The sequence below is a fragment of the Pseudomonas yamanorum genome, assembly GCF_900105735.1.
Lineage (GTDB): Bacteria > Pseudomonadota > Gammaproteobacteria > Pseudomonadales > Pseudomonadaceae > Aquipseudomonas > Aquipseudomonas yamanorum.
The window spans coordinates 4199920-4222184 of sequence record NZ_LT629793.1 but is presented as its reverse complement, the minus strand read 5'-3'; the positions used below and the strand labels follow the sequence as shown (position 1 = coordinate 4222184).

Here is a 22265-nt window from a genome sequence, read left to right as displayed (position 1 = left end):
CATGAACTACTTCGATAACAACCTTGTAGAAACGCTAAATAAAAATGGCATCCTTTACGAGCGACTATCAGACAAGGAGCAGGAAGATTTTATAAATAACATTCAAAATAAAATCATTTTCGCCGGAAGCAAAATAGACTGGAAAGCTTTGGAGAACGCTACAGAACTAAGCTATATGGACAGACCTTTAGCGCTAACTATCGTTGCAGAAAAGCTTGGTAGCCTCGGAATTCAGCAAGTAATTTTCCTGAGTGACTCCGCTATTGAGCACGCTTACTCTATAAATATTAATGATATCAAGAAAGCACTCGAGATCTTTGCAGACTTCCCCCAACACACCTACATTTTTCCTCAGAGCCTACACTGGATTGCCTGTTTAGCATTTGAAGGCCAAATAGACTACGCCGACCTCACGCACGACTAAACTTAAGATCATCGTCCCCCCTCGCCCATCCATAAAGAACTCCCCCGGCCCAGCGCCAGTAATTGAGCTACAAGGAGATTACCGTCCGTCTGAATACTGCTCCCCAGGCGAATGAAGCAACATTCAAACCAAGTCATGCCCCACAACTCGGCAACGAACTTTCCATCGCGCATAGCCACACAACCGACGAAGTCATTCTGTTAAGCGGCAGTGTTGAAGTGGCCGCCGCCGGGCAACATCAGTTACTGCTGCCGGGCGAACAGTTGCGCATCGTGATGCGAGCATGTGCAAGCCCTCCAAGCTGTCGACGCAGAACACCTGCCGCCCTGGCGCAACTGCCAGCTAAGTGTGCGGGATGCACCATTAAGTGAGATGCTTGAAGAATTGGTGCGCTATCAAGGCGGCCATGTGATCTGGCTCGACGATAAAGTCGGGCAACGCACCATCAGCGCCAGATTCAATCTGAATCAGGTCGCCAGTGCCTTAGACGCGCTGATCAGCAGTCAGAAACTGCGCACCACTCCCCTCACCCGTCGGGTGTTGATCGTTCGCAGCTGACTGGACAGTGAGCCGAATAGCTCACACAATCGGCTCACCAAATGAGCCGATTAAGCCTTCTATTCGGCTCACACACCGAGTATGCCCCCATGGATCACCCGAACTGGATCTGGCAACAACCCGACTGGCCGCACTTTCACTGGCAACCTGAGCGCCTCGCAGCGTTATTGCGAGAGTGCACGCAGGCGCAAGGAAAGTTGCTGGGCATGCTCGGTTCGGTCAGCCAGGCACAGAATTCAGAGAATGAACTGGATGCGTTGCTGCAAAACATTCTGACCTCTTCGGCAATCGAGGGTGAGCAGCTGAATGTGGGCTCGGTACGTTCCTCTTTGGCCCGACGCCTGGGCCTGGAGCAATTGCAAGACGGCTCCGTGAGCCGACGTAGCGAGGGTCTGGCTGACTTGATGCTGGACGCCACGCAGCAGTTTGCTCAACCGTTTACCCTCACCCGTCTATTTAACTGGCATCGGTGGTTGTTTCCCGCCGAGGAGGCCCGCTTTTCCACCCACGGCTTGAACGTAGGCGCGCTAAGGGGGGATGAGCCCATGCAGGTTGTGTCGGGACGACTGGACCGACCCACTGTGCATTTCGAAGCCCCACCCCGCCAAGGGCTAGAGCAGTCGCTGGACGATTTCATCGAATGGTTTGAAGCCAGTCGGAATCATGCAGCCCTTGACCCATTGCTGCGCGCAGGTTTGGCGCATTTCTGGTTCGTCACCTTGCACCCCTTCGACGATGGCAACGGTCGTCTGACGCGGGCTATTACCGACCTCGCGCTTGCCCAGGCAGAGAACCAGGCGATCCGCTTCTACGCCATGTCGGCGAGCATCCTTGAAGATCGGGCGGGCTATTACCGCGCACTGGAAACCAGTCAAAAGGCCACGCTGGATATCACCGATTGGCTTGAGTGGTTCCTGCAAACGCTGCTTCGTAGCTTGCAGCAGGCCATGGTGCGGATTGACCGGGTGCTGGGCAAAACCCGCTTCTGGCAGCAGCATCGGGACCACGCATTCAGCGCAGAACAGACCAAAGTCTTGAATCGCCTGCTCGACGGCGGCGAAAAAGGCTTTGAGCACGGGATCAGCGCGGCCCAATATCAAGCAGTGGCCAAAGTCTCCAAGGCCACGGCGACCCGACATCTGGCCGATCTTCTGGAAAAAAACTGCCTGGTTCGACTACCCGGCGGCGGCCGCAGCACCCGCTATCAAATCAACACTCAAGGCGATTGATTTTCAAGGCAAATCCCCCCACTCATTTGCCCCAATCCCCCATGTCTGCTAGTGTCGCGCCGGTTTACCGTCTACCGGAATAGCCGCCATGGCCCGCAAAAAAGTTGCACTCGATTTCGAACAATCCCTCGCTGACCTGCAAACCCTGGTCGAGCGTATGGAGAACGGCGAGTTGTCGCTGGAAGACTCGTTGACCGCATTCGAGCAAGGCATCGGACTGACCCGCGACTGCCAGAGCGCCCTGGCGCAGGCGGAGCAGAAGGTCCAGGTGTTGCTGGAGCGCGACGGGGAGTTGGCCGAAGAACCTTTCGATGCGGAACAGCCTGAATGATCGACGCTTATCAGGCCGGCAGCCAGGCCCGGGTCAATGCTGCGCTGGAACCGCTGTTTGTCGCGCCCAGCCCTGAGCTGAACCGCCTGTATGAGGCCATGCGTTACAGCGTGATGAACGGTGGCAAGCGCGTTCGCCCCTTGCTCGCCTACGCGGCTTGCGAAGCACTCGGCGCTCAGGCGGAGGAAGCCAACGGCGCCGCCTGCGCGGTGGAGTTGATCCACGCTTATTCCCTGGTACACGACGATTTGCCGGCGATGGACGATGACGATCTGCGTCGCGGCCAGCCCACTACCCATAAAGCCTTTGATGAAGCCTGTGCGATTCTCGCCGGTGACGGCCTGCAAAGCCTGGCGTTCAGCGCTCTGCTGGACCCGCGCCTGAGCAACGTCAACGCCGAGATCCGCTTGCGCATGGTTACCGCGCTGGCACTGGCCGCAGGCCCTGCCGGCATGGTCGGCGGCCAGGCAATTGACTTGGGCTCGGTCGGTTTGAAGCTCGATCAAAAAGCCTTGGAATACATGCACCGCCACAAGACCGGCGCGCTGATCGAAGCCGCCGTGCACCTCGGCGCCCTGGCCAGTGGCCGTGCCGAAGCCGCGCAACTGGCGGCGCTGCAAACCTACGCGCGGGCCATCGGCCTGGCTTTCCAGGTGCAGGACGATATTCTCGACGTTGAAAGTGATACCGCAACCCTCGGCAAACGCCAGGGTGCCGATATCGCACGGGACAAGCCGACTTATCCTTCACTGCTCGGCCTGGAAGCCGCCAAGACTTACGCGCTGGAGCTGCGGGATCAGGCCCTGGATGCCCTGCGACCTTTCGACGCGGCTGCCGAGCCACTGCGTGACCTGGCGCGGTATATCGTCGAACGTCGCCACTGACAGCAGCGGCCTCTTCCACCGCATATCAGCCAAGTTCGGCGCTCTGCGTGGGCAGTTTGCGATGCTTGAGGTAAACTGCCGCCTCTTCTATACCTATAACGATTCGCCTGATGCCCACGACGTTCCAAGAGATTCCCCGCAAGCGCCCGGCCACGCCCCTGCTGGACCGTGCCAACACGCCAGCCGGTCTGCGCCGCCTGGGTGAAGCCGAGCTGGAAACCCTGGCCGATGAGTTGCGCCTGGAATTGCTCTACACGGTCGGCCAGACCGGTGGGCATTTCGGTGCCGGCCTGGGCGTCATCGAGCTGACCATTGCGCTGCATTACGTGTTCGACACCCCGGACGACCGGCTGGTGTGGGACGTGGGTCATCAGGCCTATCCGCACAAGATCCTCACCGGACGCCGCGAGCGCATGGCCAGCCTGCGCCAGAAGGACGGCATCGCCGCCTTCCCGCGTCGCTCCGAGAGCGAGTACGACACCTTTGGCGTCGGCCACTCCAGCACCTCCATCAGTGCAGCGCTGGGCATGGCCATTGCCGCCCGCCTGCAGAACAGTGATCGCAAGGCGATTGCGGTGATCGGTGATGGCGCGTTGACCGCCGGCATGGCCTTCGAGGCGCTGAACCACGCGCCGGAAGTGAACGCCAACATGTTGGTAATCCTCAACGACAACGACATGTCGATCTCGCGCAATGTCGGTGGCCTGTCGAATTACCTGGCAAAAATCCTCTCCAGCCGCACTTACGCCAGCATGCGTGAAGGCAGCAAAAAGGTGCTCTCGCGTTTGCCCGGCGCGTGGGAAATTGCCCGTCGTACCGAAGAATATGCCAAGGGCATGCTGGTTCCCGGCACCCTGTTCGAAGAGCTGGGCTGGAACTACATCGGCCCGATCGACGGCCACGACCTGCCAACCCTGATCGCGACCCTGCGCAACATGCGTGACCTTAAAGGCCCGCAGTTCCTGCACATCGTCACCAAAAAAGGCAAAGGCTTCGCCCCGGCGGAAGTCGACCCGATTGGTTACCACGCGATCACCAAGCTTGAACCGCTGAACGCCCCGGCTGCTGCGCCCAAGAAAGCCAGCGGGCCGAAGTACTCTGGTGTGTTTGGCGAATGGTTGTGCGATATGGCCGCCGCCGATCCACGCCTGGTGGGCATCACCCCGGCGATGAAGGAAGGTTCCGACCTGGTGGAATTCAGCGAGCGTTTCCCGCTGCGCTATTTCGACGTGGCCATCGCCGAGCAACACGCGGTGACCTTCGCCGCCGGCATGGCCTGTGAAGGCGCCAAGCCGGTAGTCGCGATCTACTCCACGTTCCTGCAACGTGGTTATGACCAGTTGATTCATGACGTCGCGGTGCAGAACCTCGACGTGTTGTTCGCCATCGACCGTGCCGGTTTGGTGGGCGAAGACGGCCCGACCCACGCCGGCAGCTTCGACCTGTCGTACCTGCGCTGCATCCCCGGTATGCTGGTGATGACCCCAAGCGACGAGAACGAACTGCGCAAGATGCTCAGCACCGGCCACCTGTACAACGGCCCGGCGGCTGTGCGTTACCCGCGGGGCAACGGCCCGAATGCCGTGATCGAAAAGGACCTTGAGCCTATCGAGATCGGCAAGGGCATCGTGCGTCGCCAGGGCAGCAACGTTGCCTTGCTGGTGTTCGGCGTGCAATTGGCTGAAGCCTTGAAAGTGGCCGAGAAGATCGACGCCACGGTGGTGGACATGCGCTTCGTCAAACCACTGGACGAAGCCCTGGTGCGCGAGATCGCCGGCAGCCATGCGCTGCTGGTGACCCTTGAAGAAAACGCCATCATGGGCGGCGCCGGTGCGGCAGTCAGTGAGTTCCTGGCGCGGGAGAACATCCTCAAGTCGGTGCTGCATCTGGGCTTGCCGGACGTGTATGTCGAGCATGCCAAACCGGCGCAGATGCTGGCCGAGTGTGGGCTGGATGAAGCGGGGATTGAAGCTTCGGTTCGTCAGCGCATGGCCCTGCTGGGCCTGTAGAAACGCGATTAAAAATGTGGGAGCGGGCTTGCTCGCGAAAGCGGTGGGTCAGTCAACAGATGTATTGACTGACACTGCGCCTTCGCGAGCAAGCCCGCTCCCACATTTGTTTTATGCTCACTTCAAATGCTACGGACAGCCCATGATCCGCCTTCGCCTCGCCCTGCCCCTTCTGTTACTGCCAGCCACCGACCTGCTCGCCGACAGCTTCGAACGCGACGACGCCCTCAAGCTGCCCGACGTGGTGATCAGCGCCAACCGCCAGGTCCAGGCGCGCAACGATAGCAGTGCCGCCAACACCGTCTTTACCCGCGACGACATCGACCGCCTGCAACCCACCAGCGTGACCGACCTGCTGAGCCGCGTGCCCGGCGTACAGGTTTCACAAGCCGGTGGCCGTGGCAGCCTGGCAAGCATTTACATTCGTGGCACCAAATCGGCCCAAAGCCTGGTGTTGGTCGATGGCCAGCGCATTGGCAACTCGACCTCCGGCGACAGCAACCTGCAGCACCTGAACATCCAACAGATCGAACGGGTGGAAGTGCTGCGCGGTTCGCGATCGGTGATCTACGGCAGCGATGCGATTGGCGGGGTGATTCAGATCTTTACCCGGCGCAGCAACGAGTCCGGCCTGCAACCCCGCCTGCATGTGGGTTTTGGCAGCAACCAGACGTGGGGCCGCAGCTTGGGCCTGTCCGGCGGTGACGAGAAAACCCGCTTCAACCTCGGCGCCAGCCTGGATGACACCGCCGGGATCAATCGCACGTATGCCTCGTACCCCAGCGACCGCGACCATGACGCCTATCGCAACCAGTCCACCAGTTTCAGCCTGAGCCATGCCTTCAACGATGACCTCGAAGCGGGTGTGAACGTGCTGGATAATCGTGGCAAAAGCGAATTCGACAACTCGTTCTCCCCGCAAAAGCCCTATTCCAACTTCACCGTAAGCAGCGTCAGCAGCTATGTCGACGCGCGCATCAATGACGTGTGGAAGTCCCGGCTGGAAGCGGGCCACAGCGAAAACCGCGAAGAAACCCGGGACAAGCTCAGCACCGAACGCAGCGTGTTCAACACCTACCGCAACTCGCTGAACTGGCAAAACGACCTGACCCTCAATGAGCAGAACAGCCTGATCCTGGGCGGCGACTGGTACGAGGACCAGGTCAACAGCAGCGCCCAGCTCAATGAGGACAGTCGCTGGAACCGCGCCGCATTTATCCAGCACCGTTTCCAGGCCCAATCTTTCTCCACAGAACTGGGCTTGCGCCGCGACCAGAACCAACAGTTCGGCGGCCACAACAGCTGGAGCGGCACCTTCACCCTGCCTCTCAATCCGGACAATGATCTGTTGCTGAGCTACAGCGAGGGCTTTCGCGCGCCGACGTTCAATGACCTGTATTTCCCGGACTTCAACCGCGAAAAAAGCAGCAATCCGAACCTCAAACCGGAAACCTCGAAAAGCTATGAAATACAGTGGCGCAGCCAGCTCAGCGACACCAGCCGACTGGAGGCCTCGCTGTACCGGACCGACCTGAATGACGCGATCGTATTCGACGGTAACGTCCCGCAAAACGTCAGCTCCGCGCGCATCAACGGCTTCGAAGCGGCGCTCAAGCAAGAGCTGCTCGGCTGGCAAAGCAGCCTCGGCATCGCGCTGATCGACCCACGGGACCGCGACACCGGGCGCACACTGGCCCGTCGAGCCAAGCGCACCCTGAGCCTGGACCTGGATCGCCAATTCGATCAGTTCGGCGTCGGCGCCAGCTGGCAAGCGGTGAGCAGCAGCTACAACGATGCGGCGAACCAGCAACGCCTGGGCGGGTACGGTTTACTCGGTCTACGGGGCAGTTGGGCGGTAAATCGTGAGATCAGCCTGGAAATGAAGCTCGATAACCTGCTGAACAAAGCCTACAGCCGGGCGCTGTATCAGTATCAAGGCCGGCAATATGGCTACCGGGAAGAAGGCCGGGCGCTGATGTTCGGGGTGACCTGGACACCGGAGCTCTAAGTCGTCTGCACCGGCCTCATCGCGGGCAAGCCCGGCTCCCACATTTAACCGCGTCGCATGCATGAACGCGGTCAAATGTGGGAGCTGGCTTGCCTGCGATAGCGGTCTCACAGCCCCGGTGCAATCACCTGACACAACCGCGCCACCGCTTCCAGCATCTGCCCGCTGGGCCGCTCCAGGCCCTTGTCGGGCACCACCAGCAAATGCCCGGCAGCCACCGCCGCTACCTGTGGCCACGCCTTCCAGGCATCCAGCTGCGATTGATCGCCCGCCAGAATCACCTCGGGATTACGCTGCAGCACCGACTCGATGCTGACCTGCGGTGCAGGTAATTTCAGATCATCGAACACATTGCGCGCCCCGCACACACTCAACGCGTCGCTGATGATCTGCCCGCCGCCAACGGTGTACAGCGGCTGGTTCCACACCTGATAAAACACCCGCAACGGCTCGACCCGGTGATAGCGCAAGCGCAACTCGGCCAAGCGCTGACGCAGCTGCACGGCCAATTGCCGGCCGGCATCAGCCCGCCCGAGTTGCTGGGCAATGGTTTCGACTTGCGAGGTGAGTTGTTCGAGGCTGTGGGGCTCGGCGACAAACACCGGGATGTTCAGGCGTTGGAGCTGCTCACGCTGGGCCGGGCCGACGCTGCCGGGCCAGAGCAGGATCAGGTCCGGCTTGAGGCTGAGCAGCCGTTCCATGTCCAACTGCCCGTAGTTTCCCACCGAAGGCACCTTCGCCAAGGCCTGTGGCCGCTCGCCGCCATCCAGCACGCCTACCAGCAAATCAGCAGCGCCCAGCTCAACGACGATTTCAGACAAAGAAGGAGCAAGGCTGACAACCCGCTCGACCGCCGCAACCTGGGCCGCGACGACCAGCAGGAACACCGCCAGCCAGGCGCGCATCAACCCAACTGACGCGGAATGCGATAGAGGTAGAACAGCACCAGGGTCGACAGTGCCAGCAGAAACAGCGGCACCGCTTCCAGCCCGACAAACACCGCCAGTGCGCCGACCCAGGCCGGCAGTGCAGCCACCAGCAACGCCACACGACGACGGGCCGCGAGGGTGATCCAGGCAGCCGGTTCGTCAGGAGTATCGAGGGCTTTGCCGGTGGCGATCAGTGCGTGTTTATAGCCATGGAAGTAACGCAGGCTGACAAACATCGAGGCCACGCCGGCGATGAAAAACGGCATCGCCAGCACCGGCAGCAAGGGCTCGGCCTTGCCAAACACCAGGTTGATCACAAACAATGGCACCAACGCCAACGCCAGGTATTGCCACCAGTTAAACGACAGTCGCCGCTTGACCTGGCCGCGCGTCACGCCCGGTCGACCTCGCCCTGGTGCTCGTTGCCCATCATGTGGTCGAGCTTGCTGGCCTTGGTGGCCAGGTAGAGTTTGTTGTGCGGGTTGTGGCCGGTGTGCAGCGGCACGCGCTCGGCGACGGTGATGCCCATGTCGGTCAAGGCTTTGACCTTTCGTGGGTTGTTAGTCATCAGCCGCAGGGATTTGACCCCCAGGTGCTGGAGCATCGGCAGGCAGATCCCGTAGTCACGCTGGTCAGCGGCAAAACCCAGGCGCTCGTTGGCTTCCACGGTGTCGGCGCCGCCATCCTGCAGCTCATAGGCGCGGATTTTGTTCAGCAGGCCAATACCACGGCCTTCCTGACGCAAGTACAGCAATACGCCACGGCCTTCGCGGGCGATGGCCTGCATGGCGGCTTCCAGTTGCGAGCCGCAGTCACAGCGCTGGCTGAATAGGGCATCGCCGGTCAGGCACTCGGAGTGCACGCGGCCGAGCACCGGAGCGCCGTCCGCCACGTCACCGAGGCTCAGAACAACGTGTTCGCGCCCGGTGGTTTCTTCAAGAAAACCATTCATGGTGAACGTGGCAAAAGGGGTTGGCAGCTTGGAAGCGGCAACGAAAACGACGGGCACCGTGTGCTCCTGATTTCTGATTTCACAGGGGATAGATTGTAACAGCAGGTTCCTGCAGACGCTTAAGCTGAATTGTCGCTGATAAAGATCAATAGGTTCGATTGGCCTTCAGCTTGGTTCTATGCCTTTCAGAAATGTTGATAGCCACGGATGGCGGGGGTAATGTCCTGGCCCGCCGCGTCCAGCAGGGTCACGCCCTGCCCCGCCTCGACCCGGCCGATCACATGGACCGGCGCACCGGCCGCCAGCAACGGTGCCAGTTCGGCAGGTGGCAAGGTGAACGCCAGTACGTAGTCGTCCCCGCCGCTCAACGCGGCTACCCGCGCATCCGCGTCGCCAACGAACGCCAGCAAGGCTGCCGACAACGGCAGCTTTTGCTGCTCGATCAACAAGCTGACAGCCGACGCCTTGGCGATATGCCCGCAATCAGCCAGAAGACCGTCGGAAATATCCATGGCAGACGTCGCCTTGCCCCGCAATGCCAAGCCCAGCGCCAACTGCGGTTGCGGCGACCAGTAGTGGGCCAGCAGCGGCTCGGCGACAGCGGCCTCTGCCGTGCGCTGCCCCAGTACCAGCAGCAATGCGCCCGCCGCGTTACCCAGCTCACCGCCAACACACAGCAAGTCGCCGGGCCGCGCACCGCTGCGGGTCAAGGCCTGGCCCGCCGGCACCCGGCCAAACACGGTCAGGGTCAGGCTCAACGGCCCACGGGTAGTGTCGCCACCCACCAGAATCACACCGCAACCCTGGGCCATGGCGTTCAAACCCTGCGCATAGCGTTGCAGCCAATCGGCATCAACCGTCGGGGTGGTCAGGGCAAGGGTAAACGCGAGGGGGTTGGCGCCCATGGCGGCCAGATCACTGACTGCCACGGCCAGCGAGCGCTGGCCGAGCAGAAACGGATCGCAGGGGTCGGCAAAGTGCACGCCGGCCACCAGAGTATCAGTGGAAATCGCCAGCTGTTCCCCGGGAGGAACCGCCAGCAAGGCGCAGTCGTCGCCAATCCCCAGTGCAATGCCTTCGCCGCCCTGCGCGCAGGGCGCGGCGGCGAAGTAGTTGCGGATCAGCTCAAACTCGCCCATTGCGTCAGCAAGCGCCAGTTAGCGCTTGTACGCCTTCACTTCGGCTTCACGCAGGCGCGGGGCCAGCTTGTCGAGCACGCCGTTGACGAACTTGTGACCGTCGGTGGAACCGTAGACTTTCGCCAGTTCGATCCCTTCGTTGATCACTACGCGGTACGGTACGTCGACGCGCTTGAGCAGCTCCCAGGTGGACAGGCGCAGTACGGCCAGTTCAACCGGGTCCAGCTCTTCGATTGCCAGGTCCAGGCACGGCGACAAGGCAGCGTCGATCTCCGGCAGGTTGGCCGGAACGCCGTGCAGGATGTCGTGGAAATAGCTGGCATCGGCCGCGCTGAAATCGTTGTCGACGCGAAATTGCGCTTCGATTTCGTTCAGCGAGGTTTTAGCCATGTGGCGCTGGTACAGCGCCTGGGTCGCGAGCTGACGGGCCGCACGACGCTTTTCGCTCTTCGAGGGCTTGCCGGCGTCTGCTGGGCGCGGGTCCTGGGGGTTGAACTGATCGCTGTCGTCGCTAATCACTTGGCCTCCAACTGTGCCAGCAGGCTGACCATTTCCAGGGCGGACAGGGCAGCTTCGGCACCTTTGTTACCGGCCTTGGTGCCGGAACGTTCGATGGCTTGCTCGATGGAATCAACGGTCAGCACGCCAAAGGCGACCGGCACGCCGAACTCCATGGACACCTGGGCCAGGCCCTTGGTGCATTCGCCAGCCACGTATTCGAAGTGCGGAGTACCGCCACGAATGACCGCGCCCAGGGCGATGATCGCCGCGTATTCACCCTGCTGCGCAACTTTCTGCGCAACCAGTGGAATTTCGAAGGCGCCAGGAGCGCGAATAATGGTGATGTCGCTTTCGCTCACACCGTGGCGAACCAGGGCATCCACGGCACCGCTTACCAGGCTTTCAACCACGAAGCTGTTGAAGCGGCCAACCACCAGGGCATAGCGGCCTTTGGGGGCGATGAAGGTACCTTCGATGGTCTTCAGGGTCATTCGACAAATCTCTTAAAGAGCCGGGACGCGCTTAGTGCGCGCCCCTCAGTGATATTTGAACCGCGAACAAGGGGTAAACAACGCCGGCCTTTATTCGGAGGGCACGTATTCTACTACTTCCAGGTCGAAACCGGATATGGCATTAAATTTCATTGGCGCACTCATCAGGCGCATTTTGCGTACGCCCAAGTCCCGCAGGATCTGCGAACCGGCACCGACGATGCTGTAGGTGGTCGGCTTTTTCACCGGCACGTGGTCGGCGGTTTCGCGGATATGCGCCAGCAACACGTCGCCATCCAGTGGATGGCCCAGCAGCAATACCACACCACTGCCAGCCTCGGACACCGCGGACATCGCGGCCCGCAGGCTCCAGCGCCCCGGCTGTTTGACCATCAGCAAGTCGCGCAGCGGGTCCATGTTGTGCACCCGCACCAGGGTCGGTTCTTCAGCGCAGATGGTGCCCAGGGTCAGGGCCATGTGCACGTCGCCTTCCACGGAATCACGATAGGTCACCAGGTTGAACTGGCCCAGTTCGCTGTCCAGCGGCTGCTCGGCAATCCGCTGAACGGTACGTTCGTGGATCATCCGGTAGTGAATCAGGTCGGCAATGGTGCCGATCTTGATGTTATGCAGAGCGGCAAACTCTTCCAGCTCGGCGCGACGGGACATGGTGCCGTCGTCGTTCATCACTTCGCAGATCACACCGCTCGGCTCGAAACCGGCCATGCGCGCCAGGTCGCAGGCGGCTTCGGTGTGGCCGGCGCGAGCCAGGGTGCCACCCGGTTGGGCCATCAGCGGAAAGATGTGGCCCGGGCTGACGATATCTTCGGCCTTGGCGTCTTTCGCGGCTGCGGCTTGCACGGTGCGGGCGCGATCAGCAGCGGAGATGCCGGTGGTGACACCGGTTGTGGCTTCGATGGACACGGTGAACTTGGTGCCAAACCCGGAACCATTGCGCGGCGCCATCAACGGCAGCTTGAGCAGTTCGCAGCGCTCGCGGCTCATTGGCATGCAGATCAGGCCACGGGCGTGCTTGGCCATGAAGTTGATGTGTTCCGGCTGGCAGCACTCGGCGGCCATGATCAGGTCGCCTTCATTCTCGCGGTCTTCGTCATCCATCAGGATGACCATCTTGCCTTGGCGGATGTCTTCAACCAGTTCTTCGATGCTGTTGAGCGCCACGCGGCACCCCCTTGGGTCAGGATTTAAGGTAGCCGTTAGCGGCTAAAAAACTTTCAGTGATGTTCCCGGCGGGCCCTTGAAGAGAGTCAGACTCTGCGGCCTTATCGCCCAATAGAAGGCGCTCCAGGTAACGGGCAAGCAAGTCCACTTCCAGGTTCACCCGGCGACCCGGCTGGTAAGACGCCATGATGGTTTCGCTCAGGGTGTGGGGAATGATGGTCAGTTCAAATTCGGCGCCATTCACGGCGTTCACGGTGAGGCTGGTGCCGTCGACGGTGATCGAGCCTTTGTGGGCGATGTACTTGGCCAGCTCTTTCGGGGCGCGAATGCGGAATTCCACGGCGCGGGCATTTTCACTGCGGGCAACCACTTCGCCGACACCGTCGACGTGGCCGCTGACCAGGTGCCCGCCGAGACGGGTAGTCGGGGTCAGGGCTTTTTCCAGGTTCACCGGGCTGCCGCTCTTGAGGTCGTTCATCGCGGTGCAGTCCAGGGTTTCCCGGCTGACATCGGCGGCAAAGCCGTTGCCAGGCAATTCGATGACGGTCAGGCATACACCGCTGACGGCGATGCTGTCGCCCAGTTTGACGTCGCTCAGGTCGAGCTTGCCGGTTTCAACCAGCAGGCGTACGTCGCCGCCTTTTGGGGTCATTGCGCGGATGCTGCCGATGGATTCGATAATGCCGGTGAACATGCCGTTCTCCTGAAGACGTGGCGCAGGCCGGGAATTATACGCTCGCTGATGGCAGAGGGATGGCAGTGACTCGCCAGTCATCGCCCACAGCGCGCATTTCAGTGATCTTGAGTTGGGGGGCGTCGGCCAGTTTCTCAAGCGGCCAGTCCAGCAAAGGCCGGGCAGCGGAGCCGAGGAACTTGCCGGCGACGAATATCACGTACTCGTCCACCAGGCCTTGCTGGGCGAAGGCACCGGCCAGGCTCGGGCCTGCTTCCACCAACACTTCGTTGACGCCACGGGCAGCCAGGGCCACCAGCGCGGAACGCAGGTCGACCTGGCCGTCGACGCCCGGCACCACCAGGCACTCGGGCCCGGTTGGGTATTGGTTGTCCGGGGTCACGCAGGTGATGACCAGCGCGGGGCCGGCCTTGAAGAACGGCGCATTCAGCGGCACCCGCAGGCGGCCGTCGATCAATACGCGCAGCGGCGGACGGGACATCGCCAGGGCGGTGGTTTCTTCATCCAGCCCCAGTTCGGCGGCGCGCACGGTCAGGCGAGCGCCATCGGCCAGCACCGTGTCGGCGCCGGTGAGCACCACACTGGCCTGGGCCCGCAGGCGTTGCACGGCGGCACGGGCGGCCGGGCCGGTGATCCACTGGCTTTCGCCATTGGCCATGGCGGTGCGACCGTCCAGGCTCATGGCCAACTTGACCCGCACAAACGGCAGGCCATGTTCCATGCGCTTGAGAAAGCCCGGGTTGAGCGCCCGCGCTTCGTTTTCCAGCAAGCCGCTGTAGGTCTCGATCCCGGCCTGGGCCAGGCGACGCATTCCACGCCCGGCGACTTCCGGGTTCGGGTCCTGCATCGCCGCGACCACGCGGGCCAAACCGGCATTCACCAGGGCATCGGCGCACGGTGGCGTATGCCCGTGGTGGCTGCACGGTTCAAGGGTCACGTAGGCCGTGGCGCCCCGGGCTTTATCGCCCGCAGCTCGCAGGGCATGGACTTCCGCATGGGGTTCGCCGGTGCGCACGTGCCAGCCTTCGCCAACAACCTGCCCGTCACGCACGATCACGCAGCCAACCCGGGGGTTGGGGTGCGTGGTGTACAGGCCCTTGCGCGCCAATTCCAGGGCACGGGCCATGTAATGAGCGTCGAGTACCGCTTGTTCTGCCGAAGGTGGGCTCATTCTTTTACCGGCTCACGGGCCAGGCGGTCGATCTCTTCGCGGAACTCGTTGAGGTCCTGGAAGCGTCGATACACCGAGGCGAAACGGATATAGGCGACTTCGTCGAGCTTTTGCAGCTCGCCCATCACCAGTTCTCCAACCACCAGGGATTTGACTTCGCGCTCGCCGGTGGCGCGCAGCTTGTGCTTGATATGCACCAGCGCCGCTTCCAGCCGCTCGACACTCACCGGGCGTTTTTCCAGGGCGCGCTGCATTCCGGCGCGCAGTTTTTCTTCGTCGAAGGGCTGACGACTGCCGTCGGTCTTGATCAGACGTGGCAATACCAGTTCGGCGGTTTCGAAGGTGGTGAAACGTTCACCGCAGCCAGAGGCCAGGCATTCACGCCGGCGACGCACCTGTTCGCCCTCGGCGACCAGACGCGAGTCAATGACCTTGGTGTCGTTGGCACCGCAGAAGGGACAGTGCATGGTGGCAGGCAACAAAAAATGGGAGGGCCATGGTAGCGCATCCCTGTGGCAAGACAAGCCATAGCCTTTACGGTATATAGGCTGACTATTATGTTTCATATTTTTTAAGCCACGGATTTTGTCCTTTCTGGAGCCGTACATGCAGTTACGACCACTTGTTTTGCTCACGTTGCTCGGTTTTCTGGTCGCCTGCAGCAGCCATGCCCCAAAACCGGCGGCCCCCGTTGCCGCCCCTCAACAAGAGAAAAAAATCCCGGGTGTGGAAGAGGACCTCGGCCCGCTGCCCGCCTTCCAGCGTGAAGTCAGCGGCCAGTTGAACGGCGTACCCGCCGGTGCCGAAGTCGAACTGGCACTGCTGGTGATCGACGACCGTTCGCGCCCGCAACAACTGCTGGCCAGCAGCGTGCTGATCGGCAACAACAAGCCCTTGGCCTTCCGCCTGCGTTTCAACCCCGAAGCCTTCCCGGCAGGCGGACGCGTTGAACTGCGCGGTCGTGCCAGCCAGTCAGGCCAGTTGATCCTGCACCTGCCGCCCGTGCGTATCACCCAAGCGATCACCCAGACCACCGGCCCGCTGCAACTCGTTCCCGCACCATGACGCCACCGCTGGACCTGCAACGCGCCCTCAGCGAACTGATCGGCGACGCCCAACTGGTGCCCCACCCGCTGCCGGGCACCGCGTTGTCGCTGTGGCTGCTGGACGCCGACAACATGGACCGCGCCTTCAGCCCCGAAGAAACCCGACGCATCCTGCATGAACCGCCGTACTGGAGCTTTTGCTGGGCCAGCGGCCTGGCGCTGGCCCGGTATCTGGCGGCTAATCCCGACTGGGTCGCGGGCAAGCGGGTGCTGGATTTCGGCGCAGGCTCGGGCGTCGCCGGGATCGCCGCAGTAAAGGCCGGTGCGCTGGAAGTGGTGGCTTGCGACCTTGATCCACTGGCATTGGCAGCCTGCCGGGCGAATGCGGAACTCAATGGCGTGACCCTGGGTTATTCCGCAGACTTCTTCGCCGAGGCCGACCGGTTTGACCTGATCCTGGTTGCCGATGTGCTGTACGACCGGGCGAACCTGCCGCTGCTGGACCAGTTCCTCACCCGGGGCCGCGAAGCGCTGGTCGCCGATTCCCGGGTTCGGGACTTCCAGCACCCGGAGTATCAGCGCCTGGGCATCCTCGACGCCCTGACCCTGCCCGACCTGGCCGAACCGTGGGAGTTTCGCAAGGTGAGCCTGTACCACTCGCAGCGCGCTTGAGAGCATCGCGGGCAAGCCCGCTCCCACATTTGAAATGCATTCCCCTGTGGGAGCTGGCTTGCCTGCGATTGCGATCCTGAGACCGCCCCGCTTTCAGCCAACCCCACCAACCCTTATAGTTGCCCCATCCCCTGCTTTCTTCGAGATACCCCATGAGTGAGCCCACGCCGTACATCTTCGACGCCACCACCGCCACCTTCGACCAGGCAGTGATCCAGAATTCCTTCGAAAAACCCGTGCTGGTGGATTTCTGGGCCGAGTGGTGCGCGCCGTGCAAGGCGTTGATGCCGATGCTCGCGCAGATTGCCGAGAGTTATCAGGGAGAGTTGCTGCTGGCCAAGGTCGACTGCGATGCCGAGCCAGATGTGGTCTCGCGCTTTGGCATTCGCAGCCTGCCCACCGTGGTGCTGTTCAAGGATGGCCAGCCGGTGGATGGGTTTGCCGGTGCGCAACCCGAGTCCGCCGTGCGCGCGATGCTGGAGCCCCATGTGCAGATGCCGCCGCCAGCCGCTGCCGATCCGCTGGAGCAGGCCCAGGCGTTGTTTGCCGAAGGCCGTATCACCGACGCCGAGGCCGTGCTGGTGGCCTTGCTCGGGGAAGACAACACCAACGCCGCCGCGCTGATCCTGTACGCCCGCTGCCTCGCCGAACGCGGTGAGCTGGGTGAAGCGCAAACCGTGCTCGACGCGGTCAAGAGCGATGATCACAAGGCGGCACTGGCCGGCGCCAAGGCGCAGATTACTTTCCTGCGCCAGGCCGCCGACCTGCCGGACGCCGCGGATCTCAAGGCCCGCCTGGCGCAAAACCCGCAGGATGACGAGGCGGTGTACCAACTGGCCGTGCAACAACTGGCGCGCCAGCAATACGACGCCGCGCTGGATGGCTTGCTCAAGCTGTTCATCCGCAACCGCAGCTACAGCGACGGCCTGCCCCACAAGACGCTGTTGCAGGTATTCGAATTGCTCGGCAACGACCACCCGCTTGTCACCGTTTACCGCCGCAAACTGTTCGCCGCGTTGTATTAAGCCTTACTCGATCCAACTGTACAGCGGCGTATCCCCGCCGCTGCCTACCTTGACCTTGGCACTATGGCGCAGGCGCACCAGCAGGCGCTTGCCCGCCGAGGCGCTGCCGGCCAAGCCTTCCAGTTGATCAAGCAATTCAAGGCCGTTGAGTTGCCCGGCCTTGCGCAGCAAATCCTGGGCGGCCTGCCACAGGCTCTCGTCCAGGTTACCCGGGGCCGGCGCCACCACGGGCTCGGCACTCGGGGGCTTGCTGGCCTGCAACTGCGCGCCCAGCCGGGCCCAGTCGCCGTCGTCCAGCTCCAGGGTCAAGTCCACCGGCAGGTCACCGACGGTTCCACGAATTCTCAACATCGCACTTACTCCCGCACTTTTCTGACGAGCATGCTCCCACGCGTCTTGCGCTACGCCAAGCAGGCGGTCAAACTCCTCGCAAAATTGTTATAAGATCACATAACAAAACTTTCATCTTTGTTCGGGAGTTCCACCATGCGCCGTTTGCTGCTCGCTTTGCCGTTTGCCCTGTTGCCACTGGCCATCGCCCAGGCTGCCGACGAGCACGACCATGATCACGAGCATGGCAGCCTGGGCGCCCACGAACACGGTGTCGGCCGCCTCAACGCCGTGCTCGACGGCCAGGCCCTGGAACTGGAACTGGACAGCCCGGCGATGAACCTGGTGGGTTTTGAACACCTCGCCACCACCCCTGCCGACAAAGCCAAGGTCGCCGCCGCCCGCAAGCAACTGGAGCAACCCTTGGTGCTGTTCAGCCTACCCAAGGCCGCCGGTTGCGTGATCAGCACTCAGGAACTGAACAGCCCGCTGTTCGGCGACAAACCTGAAGCCGACCACGATGAGGACGATGACGACCACGCCACCGATGGCAAAGGCGCCGCCGCCCACGAACATCACCACGACCACAGCGAAATCCACGCTCACTACCAGTTCACCTGCGCCACGCCGACTGCCCTGAGCAACCTCGACCTGACCCAGGTGTTCAAGACCTTCCCCGCCACCCAGAAAATTCAGGTACAACTCATTGGCCCGAGCGGCCAGCAGGGTGTGGAAGCGACGGCCACAGCAGCCGCCCTCAAGTTCTGAGTTCATGCCCGGTTAATGTGGGAGCTGGCTTGCCTGCGACGGCATCGCCGCGGTGTTTCTGGAGCACCGCGGCGTCTGCATCGCAGGCAAGCCAGCTCCTACAGTTGATCGGTGTCATCATCCAAATCGAGCCAGACCACTGACCTCCCTATGACCCAAGCACTTATCGAACTGTCTGACCTGGGCTTCAACTGGCCGGGTCACCCACAGTTGCTGGACATCCCGACGTTTCGCCTGAAGCCGGGGGAAACCCTGTTCCTCAAGGGCCCCAGCGGCAGTGGCAAGACCACCCTGCTGGGCCTGCTGGGCGGTGTGCAAAAGCCCAGTCGCGGCAGCATTCGCCTGCTGGGCCAGGAGCTGACCGAACTCTCGGCCGGCGCCCGCGACCGCTTCCGCGTCGACCACACCGGCTACATCTTCCAGCAGTTCAACCTGCTGCCGTTTCTCTCGGTGCGCGAGAACGTCGAGTTGCCCTGCCACTTTTCCAAGCTGCGGGCGCAACGGGCGATCCAGCGTCACGGCAGCGTCGACCAGGCCGCCGCGACCTTGCTCGCTCACTTGGGCCTGAAGGACAAGAACCTGCTGGAACGCCGCGCCGACTCGCTGTCCATCGGCCAGCAACAACGGGTGGCCGCCGCCCGCGCGCTGATCGGCCAACCGGAACTGGTGATCGCCGACGAACCGACTTCAGCCCTGGACTACGACGCCCGGGAAGCCTTCATTCAGTTGTTGTTCGCCGAATGCCGCGAAGCAGGTGCCAGCCTGTTATTCGTCAGCCATGACCAGAGCCTGGCGCCGCTGTTCGACCGCAACCTGTCGCTGGCCGAACTCAATCGCGCCGCCACGCCCGCAGAGGTTTGAGATGTATTTGTTTCGACTAGCCATGGCCAGCCTGGCTAACCGCCGCTTTACCGCGATCCTCACCGCCTTCGCCATCGCCCTCTCGGTGTGCCTGTTGCTGGCGGTGGAGCGGGTACGCACCGAAGCCCGCGCCAGCTTCGCCAGCACCATCAGCGGTACCGACCTGATCGTCGGCGCGCGCTCCGGCTCGGTGAATTTGCTGCTGTATTCGGTGTTCCGTATCGGCAACGCCACCAACAATATTCGCTGGGACAGCTACGAGCACTTCGCCGCCAACCCGCAGGTGAAATGGGCGATTCCGATTTCCCTCGGCGACTCCCACCGCGGCTACCGCGTGATGGGCACCAACGAATCCTATTTCGAACACTATCAATACGGGCGCCGGCAGAACCTTGAACTGGCCAGTGGTCGCGCCTTCGCCACCGATCCATTCGAAGTGGTGCTCGGCGCCGAAGTGGCCGATGCCCTGCATTACAAGCTGGGCGACAAGCTGGTGCTGGCCCACGGCGTGGCGGTGGTCAGTCTGGTCAAGCACGATGACAAGCCGTTCACCGTGGTCGGCATCCTCAAGCGCACCGGTACCCCGGTGGACCGCACGCTGCACATCAGCCTCGGTGGCATGGAAGCGATTCACATCGACTGGCACAACGGCGTACCCGCCCAGGGCAAAGGCCGCATCAGCGCCGACCAGGCCCGCAACATGGACCTGACGCCCCAAGCCATCACCGCGTTCATGCTCGGCTTGAACAACAAGATCTCCACCTTCGCCCTGCAACGGGAGATCAACGAATTCCGTGGCGAGCCAATGCTGGCGATCCTGCCGGGCGTGGCCCTGCAAGAGTTGTGGAGCATGATGGGCACCGCTGAAAAAGCGCTGTTCGTGATCTCGCTGTTCGTGGTGCTGACCGGCTTGATCGGCATGCTCACCGCGATCCTCACCAGCCTCAACGAGCGCCGCCGGGAAATGGCGATCCTGCGTTCGGTGGGCGCGCGGCCTTGGCATATCGCGACGTTGCTGATCTTCGAAGCCTTCGCCCTGGCGCTGTCCGGCGTGATTGCCGGTGTCGGGTTGCTGTATGTGTGCATCGCCGCGTCGCGCGGGTATTTGCAGGCCAATTACGGCCTGGACCTGCCGCTGTCGTTGCCGAGCGAATATGAATGGACCCTGCTCGGCGGTATTCTCGTCGCAGCCTTGCTGATGGGCAGCGTGCCGGCCTGGCGTGCCTACCGGCAATCGTTGGCCGACGGCCTGTCGATACGTTTATGAGGAAGCTGTTGATGCGTCGCGTCGTGCTTGCGCTGTTACTGCTGGTGACCCTGCCTGCCTGGGCTGAAGACCAGCCCAAGGACCTGTCGTGGCAGGAGATGATCCCGCCGGATGCACCGCCGGAAATCCCCAACATGAAACCGCTGCACGACTTGTCGGGCATGGCTGATGCGTTGTCGGTGGAGTCTGCACCGGCCGCCAAGCAGGACCTGCCCAACGCGCCAGTCGTACAAAGCCTGGACGGTAAGCACATCCGCCTGCCGGGCTATATCGTGCCGCTGGAAGTCAGCGAGGAAGGTCGCACCACGGAGTTCCTGCTGGTGCCGTATTTCGGCGCGTGCATCCATGTACCGCCACCGCCGTCGAACCAGATCGTGCATGTCAAAAGCGAAGTCGGCGTGAAGCTCGACGAGTTGTATCAGCCGTACTGGATCGAAGGCCAGATGCAGGTCAAACCGTCCAGCAGCGAACTGGCCGACGCCGGCTACCAGATGGAGGCCGACAAGATCTACGTATACGAGTTGCAGGAATAACCCGTGATTGCGCTTTCATTGAGCTGAGTCAAAGGCTCGATCGTTACGATCTTTACCATTGGACACAAGCAATTAATAACGTCCTCTGGAGCTCCCATGAACAAGTCCCTGCTCGGCGCGTCGCTTGTCGCGCTCGCCCTCGTCGCCCCCGTTGCCCATGCTCACGAAGCCGGCGACATCCTGATTCGCGCCGGTGCTATCACCGTCAACCCGAAAGCGGACAGCAGCAGTGTCAAGGTTGACCAGGGCCCGCTGGCCGGGACCAACCTGGGCGGCAAGGCGACCATGAGCAGCGACACTCAACTGGGCTTGAACTTCGCCTACATGCTGACCAGCCACTGGGGTATCGAACTGCTGGCGGCCACGCCGTTCGAACATGATGTGAAAATCAAGAACACCGCCCTGGCGCCAGCCAACGGCAAGCTCGGCTCGCTGAAACACCTGCCGCCGACCCTGAGCGTCGTGTACTACCCGCTGGACAGCAAGTCGGTATTCCAACCGTACATCGGCGCCGGTATCAACTACACCTGGATCTACGACGAACACGTCGGCGGTCGCGCCCAAGAGGCCGGTTTCAGCAACTTCAAGGCGGAAAACTCCTGGGGCTGGGCCGCGCAGATCGGTGCGGACTACATGATCAACGACAAGTGGATGATTAACGCCCAGGCGCGCTACATCGACATCAGCACCAAGGCCACTGTGGATAACAACGCGCTGGGCCAGGGCACTCGGGCCAAGGTCAATGTGGATGTTGACCCGATGGTGTATATGGTCGGTATTGGCTACAAGTTCTAGGTTCTACCCAAGGCCCTGTTGTACAGGGCCTTTTTTGTGAGGCTTTCCATGGAGGCAAGCGCCAATCAGAGGCCAGGCACACGCCCGTGTGCTGCGAATCAGGCTTCAGCCAGGAGTTGGCGAACTTCAGCGATGACCAAGTCAATGTTGAACGGCTTTTTCAACACCGCATTGAACAAGTCCGACCGCTCCATACCAATATGAGCCTGGGCTCCGCTGATCAGGATGATGGGCAAGTGATTGACAGCCGGTAGCGCGCGGACAGCTTCGGCAAACTCCTGGCCATCCATGACCGGCATCATGAAGTCGGTGATGATCAACGCTGGCCGCTCGCGCTCCAGGACCTCGAGTCCTTTCTGGCCATTGCTCGCTTTTACGACCATGTACCCCTCATCCTCCAGCGCATAGCCGAGAATGTCAGCGATCAAATACTCGTCGTCGACGACCAGGATGGTGGTCATGTCAG

Annotated in this window: 27 protein-coding genes; 15 read left to right on the top strand and 12 right to left on the bottom strand. The window is 61.8% G+C overall.

The annotated features are described in order from the left end of the window. The first annotated feature begins 1 nt into the window (after nt 1). From BLU46_RS19885 to BLU46_RS19855, 7 genes are all read left to right on the top strand, one after another. Nucleotides 2–424 (top strand): hypothetical protein, encoded by a 423-nt coding sequence (locus BLU46_RS19885; protein ID WP_093204689.1) that lies wholly within the window; start codon nt 2–4, stop codon nt 422–424. Between the two features lie 285 nt (nt 425–709). Further along, nucleotides 710–982 carry a FecR family protein gene (locus BLU46_RS19880; RefSeq protein WP_197680867.1) on the top strand — a complete coding sequence of 91 codons (273 nt, stop codon included), beginning with the start codon at nt 710–712 and terminating at the stop codon, nt 980–982. Between the two features lie 89 nt (nt 983–1071). Further along, a complete protein-coding gene (locus BLU46_RS19875) occupies nt 1072–2211 on the top strand; it encodes a Fic family protein (RefSeq protein WP_093204685.1) in 1140 nt (379 codons plus the stop codon). 88 nt (nt 2212–2299) lie between these two features. Then, nucleotides 2300–2542, top strand: coding sequence for an exodeoxyribonuclease VII small subunit (locus tag BLU46_RS19870; protein WP_003209964.1), 243 nt, complete (start codon nt 2300–2302; stop codon nt 2540–2542). Next, nucleotides 2539–3426, top strand: a complete 888-nt coding sequence (gene ispA, locus BLU46_RS19865) for a (2E,6E)-farnesyl diphosphate synthase (RefSeq protein WP_093204681.1) — start codon at nt 2539–2541, stop codon at nt 3424–3426. The genes BLU46_RS19870 and ispA overlap by 4 nt, the downstream gene beginning before the upstream one ends. A 110-nt stretch (nt 3427–3536) precedes the next feature. After that, nucleotides 3537–5435 carry a 1-deoxy-D-xylulose-5-phosphate synthase gene (dxs, locus tag BLU46_RS19860; RefSeq protein WP_093204678.1) on the top strand — a complete coding sequence of 633 codons (1899 nt, stop codon included), beginning with the start codon at nt 3537–3539 and terminating at the stop codon, nt 5433–5435. A 142-nt stretch (nt 5436–5577) separates the two neighbouring features. Then, nucleotides 5578–7443: a TonB-dependent receptor plug domain-containing protein gene (locus BLU46_RS19855; RefSeq protein ID WP_093204674.1), complete on the top strand. Its 1866-nt coding sequence runs from the start codon at nt 5578–5580 to the stop codon at nt 7441–7443. A 107-nt stretch (nt 7444–7550) separates the two neighbouring features. On the opposite strand, the gene BLU46_RS19850 is transcribed toward BLU46_RS19855, so the two are convergent. The 10 genes from BLU46_RS19850 to nrdR form a co-directional block, all read right to left on the bottom strand. Continuing rightward, complete coding sequence (locus tag BLU46_RS19850) at nt 7551–8348, bottom strand: cobalamin-binding protein (protein ID WP_093204670.1); 798 nt, start codon at nt 8346–8348, stop codon at nt 7551–7553. Then, nucleotides 8348–8767, bottom strand: a complete 420-nt coding sequence (locus tag BLU46_RS19845; RefSeq protein ID WP_063026869.1) for a hypothetical protein — start codon at nt 8765–8767, stop codon at nt 8348–8350. The genes BLU46_RS19850 and BLU46_RS19845 overlap by 1 nt, the downstream gene beginning before the upstream one ends. Next, nucleotides 8764–9381: a GTP cyclohydrolase II gene (gene ribA, locus BLU46_RS19840; protein ID WP_063026867.1), complete on the bottom strand. Its 618-nt coding sequence runs from the start codon at nt 9379–9381 to the stop codon at nt 8764–8766. The genes BLU46_RS19845 and ribA overlap by 4 nt, the downstream gene beginning before the upstream one ends. 128 nt (nt 9382–9509) lie before the next feature. Further along, nucleotides 9510–10463: a thiamine-phosphate kinase gene (gene thiL / locus BLU46_RS19835; protein ID WP_093204668.1), complete on the bottom strand. Its 954-nt coding sequence runs from the start codon at nt 10461–10463 to the stop codon at nt 9510–9512. 18 nt (nt 10464–10481) lie between these two features. Next, the gene (gene nusB / locus BLU46_RS19830) at nt 10482–10982 is read right to left on the bottom strand and encodes a transcription antitermination factor NusB (protein WP_017476288.1); all 501 of its coding nucleotides are present in this window, start codon (nt 10980–10982) and stop codon (nt 10482–10484) included. Continuing rightward, complete coding sequence (ribH, locus tag BLU46_RS19825; RefSeq protein ID WP_003209986.1) at nt 10979–11455, bottom strand: 6,7-dimethyl-8-ribityllumazine synthase; 477 nt, start codon at nt 11453–11455, stop codon at nt 10979–10981. Before ribH ends, nusB begins: the two co-directional genes overlap by 4 nt. Before the next feature lie 90 nt (nt 11456–11545). Beyond that, the gene (ribBA, locus tag BLU46_RS19820) at nt 11546–12637 is read right to left on the bottom strand and encodes a bifunctional 3,4-dihydroxy-2-butanone-4-phosphate synthase/GTP cyclohydrolase II (RefSeq protein WP_017476289.1); all 1092 of its coding nucleotides are present in this window, start codon (nt 12635–12637) and stop codon (nt 11546–11548) included. A 16-nt stretch (nt 12638–12653) separates the two neighbouring features. Continuing rightward, nucleotides 12654–13331 (bottom strand): riboflavin synthase, encoded by a 678-nt coding sequence (locus BLU46_RS19815; RefSeq protein ID WP_003209988.1) that lies wholly within the window; start codon nt 13329–13331, stop codon nt 12654–12656. Nucleotides 13332–13365: 34 nt separating this feature from the next. Next, nucleotides 13366–14502, bottom strand: a complete 1137-nt coding sequence (gene ribD / locus BLU46_RS19810; protein ID WP_093204663.1) for a bifunctional diaminohydroxyphosphoribosylaminopyrimidine deaminase/5-amino-6-(5-phosphoribosylamino)uracil reductase RibD — start codon at nt 14500–14502, stop codon at nt 13366–13368. After that, nucleotides 14499–14969 carry a transcriptional regulator NrdR gene (gene nrdR / locus BLU46_RS19805; protein WP_003209990.1) on the bottom strand — a complete coding sequence of 157 codons (471 nt, stop codon included), beginning with the start codon at nt 14967–14969 and terminating at the stop codon, nt 14499–14501. The genes ribD and nrdR overlap by 4 nt, the downstream gene beginning before the upstream one ends. A 139-nt stretch (nt 14970–15108) precedes the next feature. Between nrdR and BLU46_RS19800 the strand changes: the two genes are divergently transcribed. From BLU46_RS19800 to trxA, 3 genes are all read left to right on the top strand, one after another. Further along, entirely contained in the window at nt 15109–15567 is a 459-nt protein-coding gene (locus BLU46_RS19800) for a YbaY family lipoprotein (RefSeq protein WP_017476292.1), read from the top strand. Next, entirely contained in the window at nt 15564–16220 is a 657-nt protein-coding gene (locus BLU46_RS19795; protein WP_093204660.1) for a class I SAM-dependent methyltransferase, read from the top strand. Before BLU46_RS19800 ends, BLU46_RS19795 begins: the two co-directional genes overlap by 4 nt. Before the next feature lie 152 nt (nt 16221–16372). Next, entirely contained in the window at nt 16373–17245 is an 873-nt protein-coding gene (gene trxA, locus BLU46_RS19790) for a thioredoxin (RefSeq protein WP_093204655.1), read from the top strand. A gap of 3 nt (nt 17246–17248) precedes the next feature. On the opposite strand, the gene BLU46_RS19785 is transcribed toward trxA, so the two are convergent. Further along, nucleotides 17249–17596, bottom strand: coding sequence for a hypothetical protein (locus BLU46_RS19785; RefSeq protein ID WP_063026857.1), 348 nt, complete (start codon nt 17594–17596; stop codon nt 17249–17251). Between the two features lie 135 nt (nt 17597–17731). On the opposite strand from BLU46_RS19785, the gene BLU46_RS19780 reads away from it, so the two are divergent. The 5 genes from BLU46_RS19780 to BLU46_RS19760 all read left to right on the top strand — a co-directional run bounded on the left by BLU46_RS19780 (nt 17732) and on the right by BLU46_RS19760 (nt 21799). Next, nucleotides 17732–18343, top strand: coding sequence for a DUF2796 domain-containing protein (locus BLU46_RS19780; protein WP_093204650.1), 612 nt, complete (start codon nt 17732–17734; stop codon nt 18341–18343). Nucleotides 18344–18493: 150 nt separating this feature from the next. Continuing rightward, entirely contained in the window at nt 18494–19204 is a 711-nt protein-coding gene (locus BLU46_RS19775) for an ABC transporter ATP-binding protein (RefSeq protein ID WP_093204645.1), read from the top strand. A 1-nt stretch (nt 19205) separates the two neighbouring features. Further along, entirely contained in the window at nt 19206–20471 is a 1266-nt protein-coding gene (locus BLU46_RS19770; RefSeq protein ID WP_003210004.1) for an ABC transporter permease, read from the top strand. 11 nt (nt 20472–20482) lie between these two features. Then, nucleotides 20483–21004, top strand: a complete 522-nt coding sequence (locus tag BLU46_RS19765) for a DUF3299 domain-containing protein (protein WP_063026848.1) — start codon at nt 20483–20485, stop codon at nt 21002–21004. Between the two features lie 96 nt (nt 21005–21100). Next, nucleotides 21101–21799, top strand: a complete 699-nt coding sequence (locus tag BLU46_RS19760; protein WP_063026846.1) for an OmpW/AlkL family protein — start codon at nt 21101–21103, stop codon at nt 21797–21799. A 98-nt stretch (nt 21800–21897) separates the two neighbouring features. On the opposite strand, the gene BLU46_RS19755 is transcribed toward BLU46_RS19760, so the two are convergent. Next, nucleotides 21898–22260, bottom strand: coding sequence for a response regulator (locus BLU46_RS19755; protein WP_063026844.1), 363 nt, complete (start codon nt 22258–22260; stop codon nt 21898–21900). Nucleotides 22261–22265: the final 5 nt, after the last annotated feature.

Coding starts and splice junctions, on each gene's coding strand:
- BLU46_RS19775 (WP_093204645.1), top strand. CDS start 18,494: ATGACCCAAGCACTTATCGAACTGTCTGACCTGGGCTTCAACTGGCCG.
- BLU46_RS19815 (WP_003209988.1), bottom strand. CDS start 13,331: ATGTTCACCGGCATTATCGAATCCATCGGCAGCATCCGCGCAATGACC.
- dxs (WP_093204678.1), top strand. CDS start 3,537: ATGCCCACGACGTTCCAAGAGATTCCCCGCAAGCGCCCGGCCACGCCC.
- BLU46_RS19785 (WP_063026857.1), bottom strand. CDS start 17,596: ATGTTGAGAATTCGTGGAACCGTCGGTGACCTGCCGGTGGACTTGACC.
- BLU46_RS19850 (WP_093204670.1), bottom strand. CDS start 8,348: ATGCGCGCCTGGCTGGCGGTGTTCCTGCTGGTCGTCGCGGCCCAGGTT.
- BLU46_RS19885 (WP_093204689.1), top strand. CDS start 2: ATGAACTACTTCGATAACAACCTTGTAGAAACGCTAAATAAAAATGGC.
- BLU46_RS19780 (WP_093204650.1), top strand. CDS start 17,732: ATGCGCCGTTTGCTGCTCGCTTTGCCGTTTGCCCTGTTGCCACTGGCC.
- nrdR (WP_003209990.1), bottom strand. CDS start 14,969: ATGCACTGTCCCTTCTGCGGTGCCAACGACACCAAGGTCATTGACTCG.
- BLU46_RS19855 (WP_093204674.1), top strand. CDS start 5,578: ATGATCCGCCTTCGCCTCGCCCTGCCCCTTCTGTTACTGCCAGCCACC.
- trxA (WP_093204655.1), top strand. CDS start 16,373: ATGAGTGAGCCCACGCCGTACATCTTCGACGCCACCACCGCCACCTTC.
- BLU46_RS19770 (WP_003210004.1), top strand. CDS start 19,206: ATGTATTTGTTTCGACTAGCCATGGCCAGCCTGGCTAACCGCCGCTTT.
- BLU46_RS19765 (WP_063026848.1), top strand. CDS start 20,483: ATGCGTCGCGTCGTGCTTGCGCTGTTACTGCTGGTGACCCTGCCTGCC.
- ribD (WP_093204663.1), bottom strand. CDS start 14,502: ATGAGCCCACCTTCGGCAGAACAAGCGGTACTCGACGCTCATTACATG.
- thiL (WP_093204668.1), bottom strand. CDS start 10,463: ATGGGCGAGTTTGAGCTGATCCGCAACTACTTCGCCGCCGCGCCCTGC.
- BLU46_RS19755 (WP_063026844.1), bottom strand. CDS start 22,260: ATGACCACCATCCTGGTCGTCGACGACGAGTATTTGATCGCTGACATT.
- BLU46_RS19760 (WP_063026846.1), top strand. CDS start 21,101: ATGAACAAGTCCCTGCTCGGCGCGTCGCTTGTCGCGCTCGCCCTCGTC.
- ribH (WP_003209986.1), bottom strand. CDS start 11,455: ATGACCCTGAAGACCATCGAAGGTACCTTCATCGCCCCCAAAGGCCGC.
- BLU46_RS19795 (WP_093204660.1), top strand. CDS start 15,564: ATGACGCCACCGCTGGACCTGCAACGCGCCCTCAGCGAACTGATCGGC.
- BLU46_RS19800 (WP_017476292.1), top strand. CDS start 15,109: ATGCAGTTACGACCACTTGTTTTGCTCACGTTGCTCGGTTTTCTGGTC.
- BLU46_RS19870 (WP_003209964.1), top strand. CDS start 2,300: ATGGCCCGCAAAAAAGTTGCACTCGATTTCGAACAATCCCTCGCTGAC.
- BLU46_RS19875 (WP_093204685.1), top strand. CDS start 1,072: ATGGATCACCCGAACTGGATCTGGCAACAACCCGACTGGCCGCACTTT.
- ispA (WP_093204681.1), top strand. CDS start 2,539: ATGATCGACGCTTATCAGGCCGGCAGCCAGGCCCGGGTCAATGCTGCG.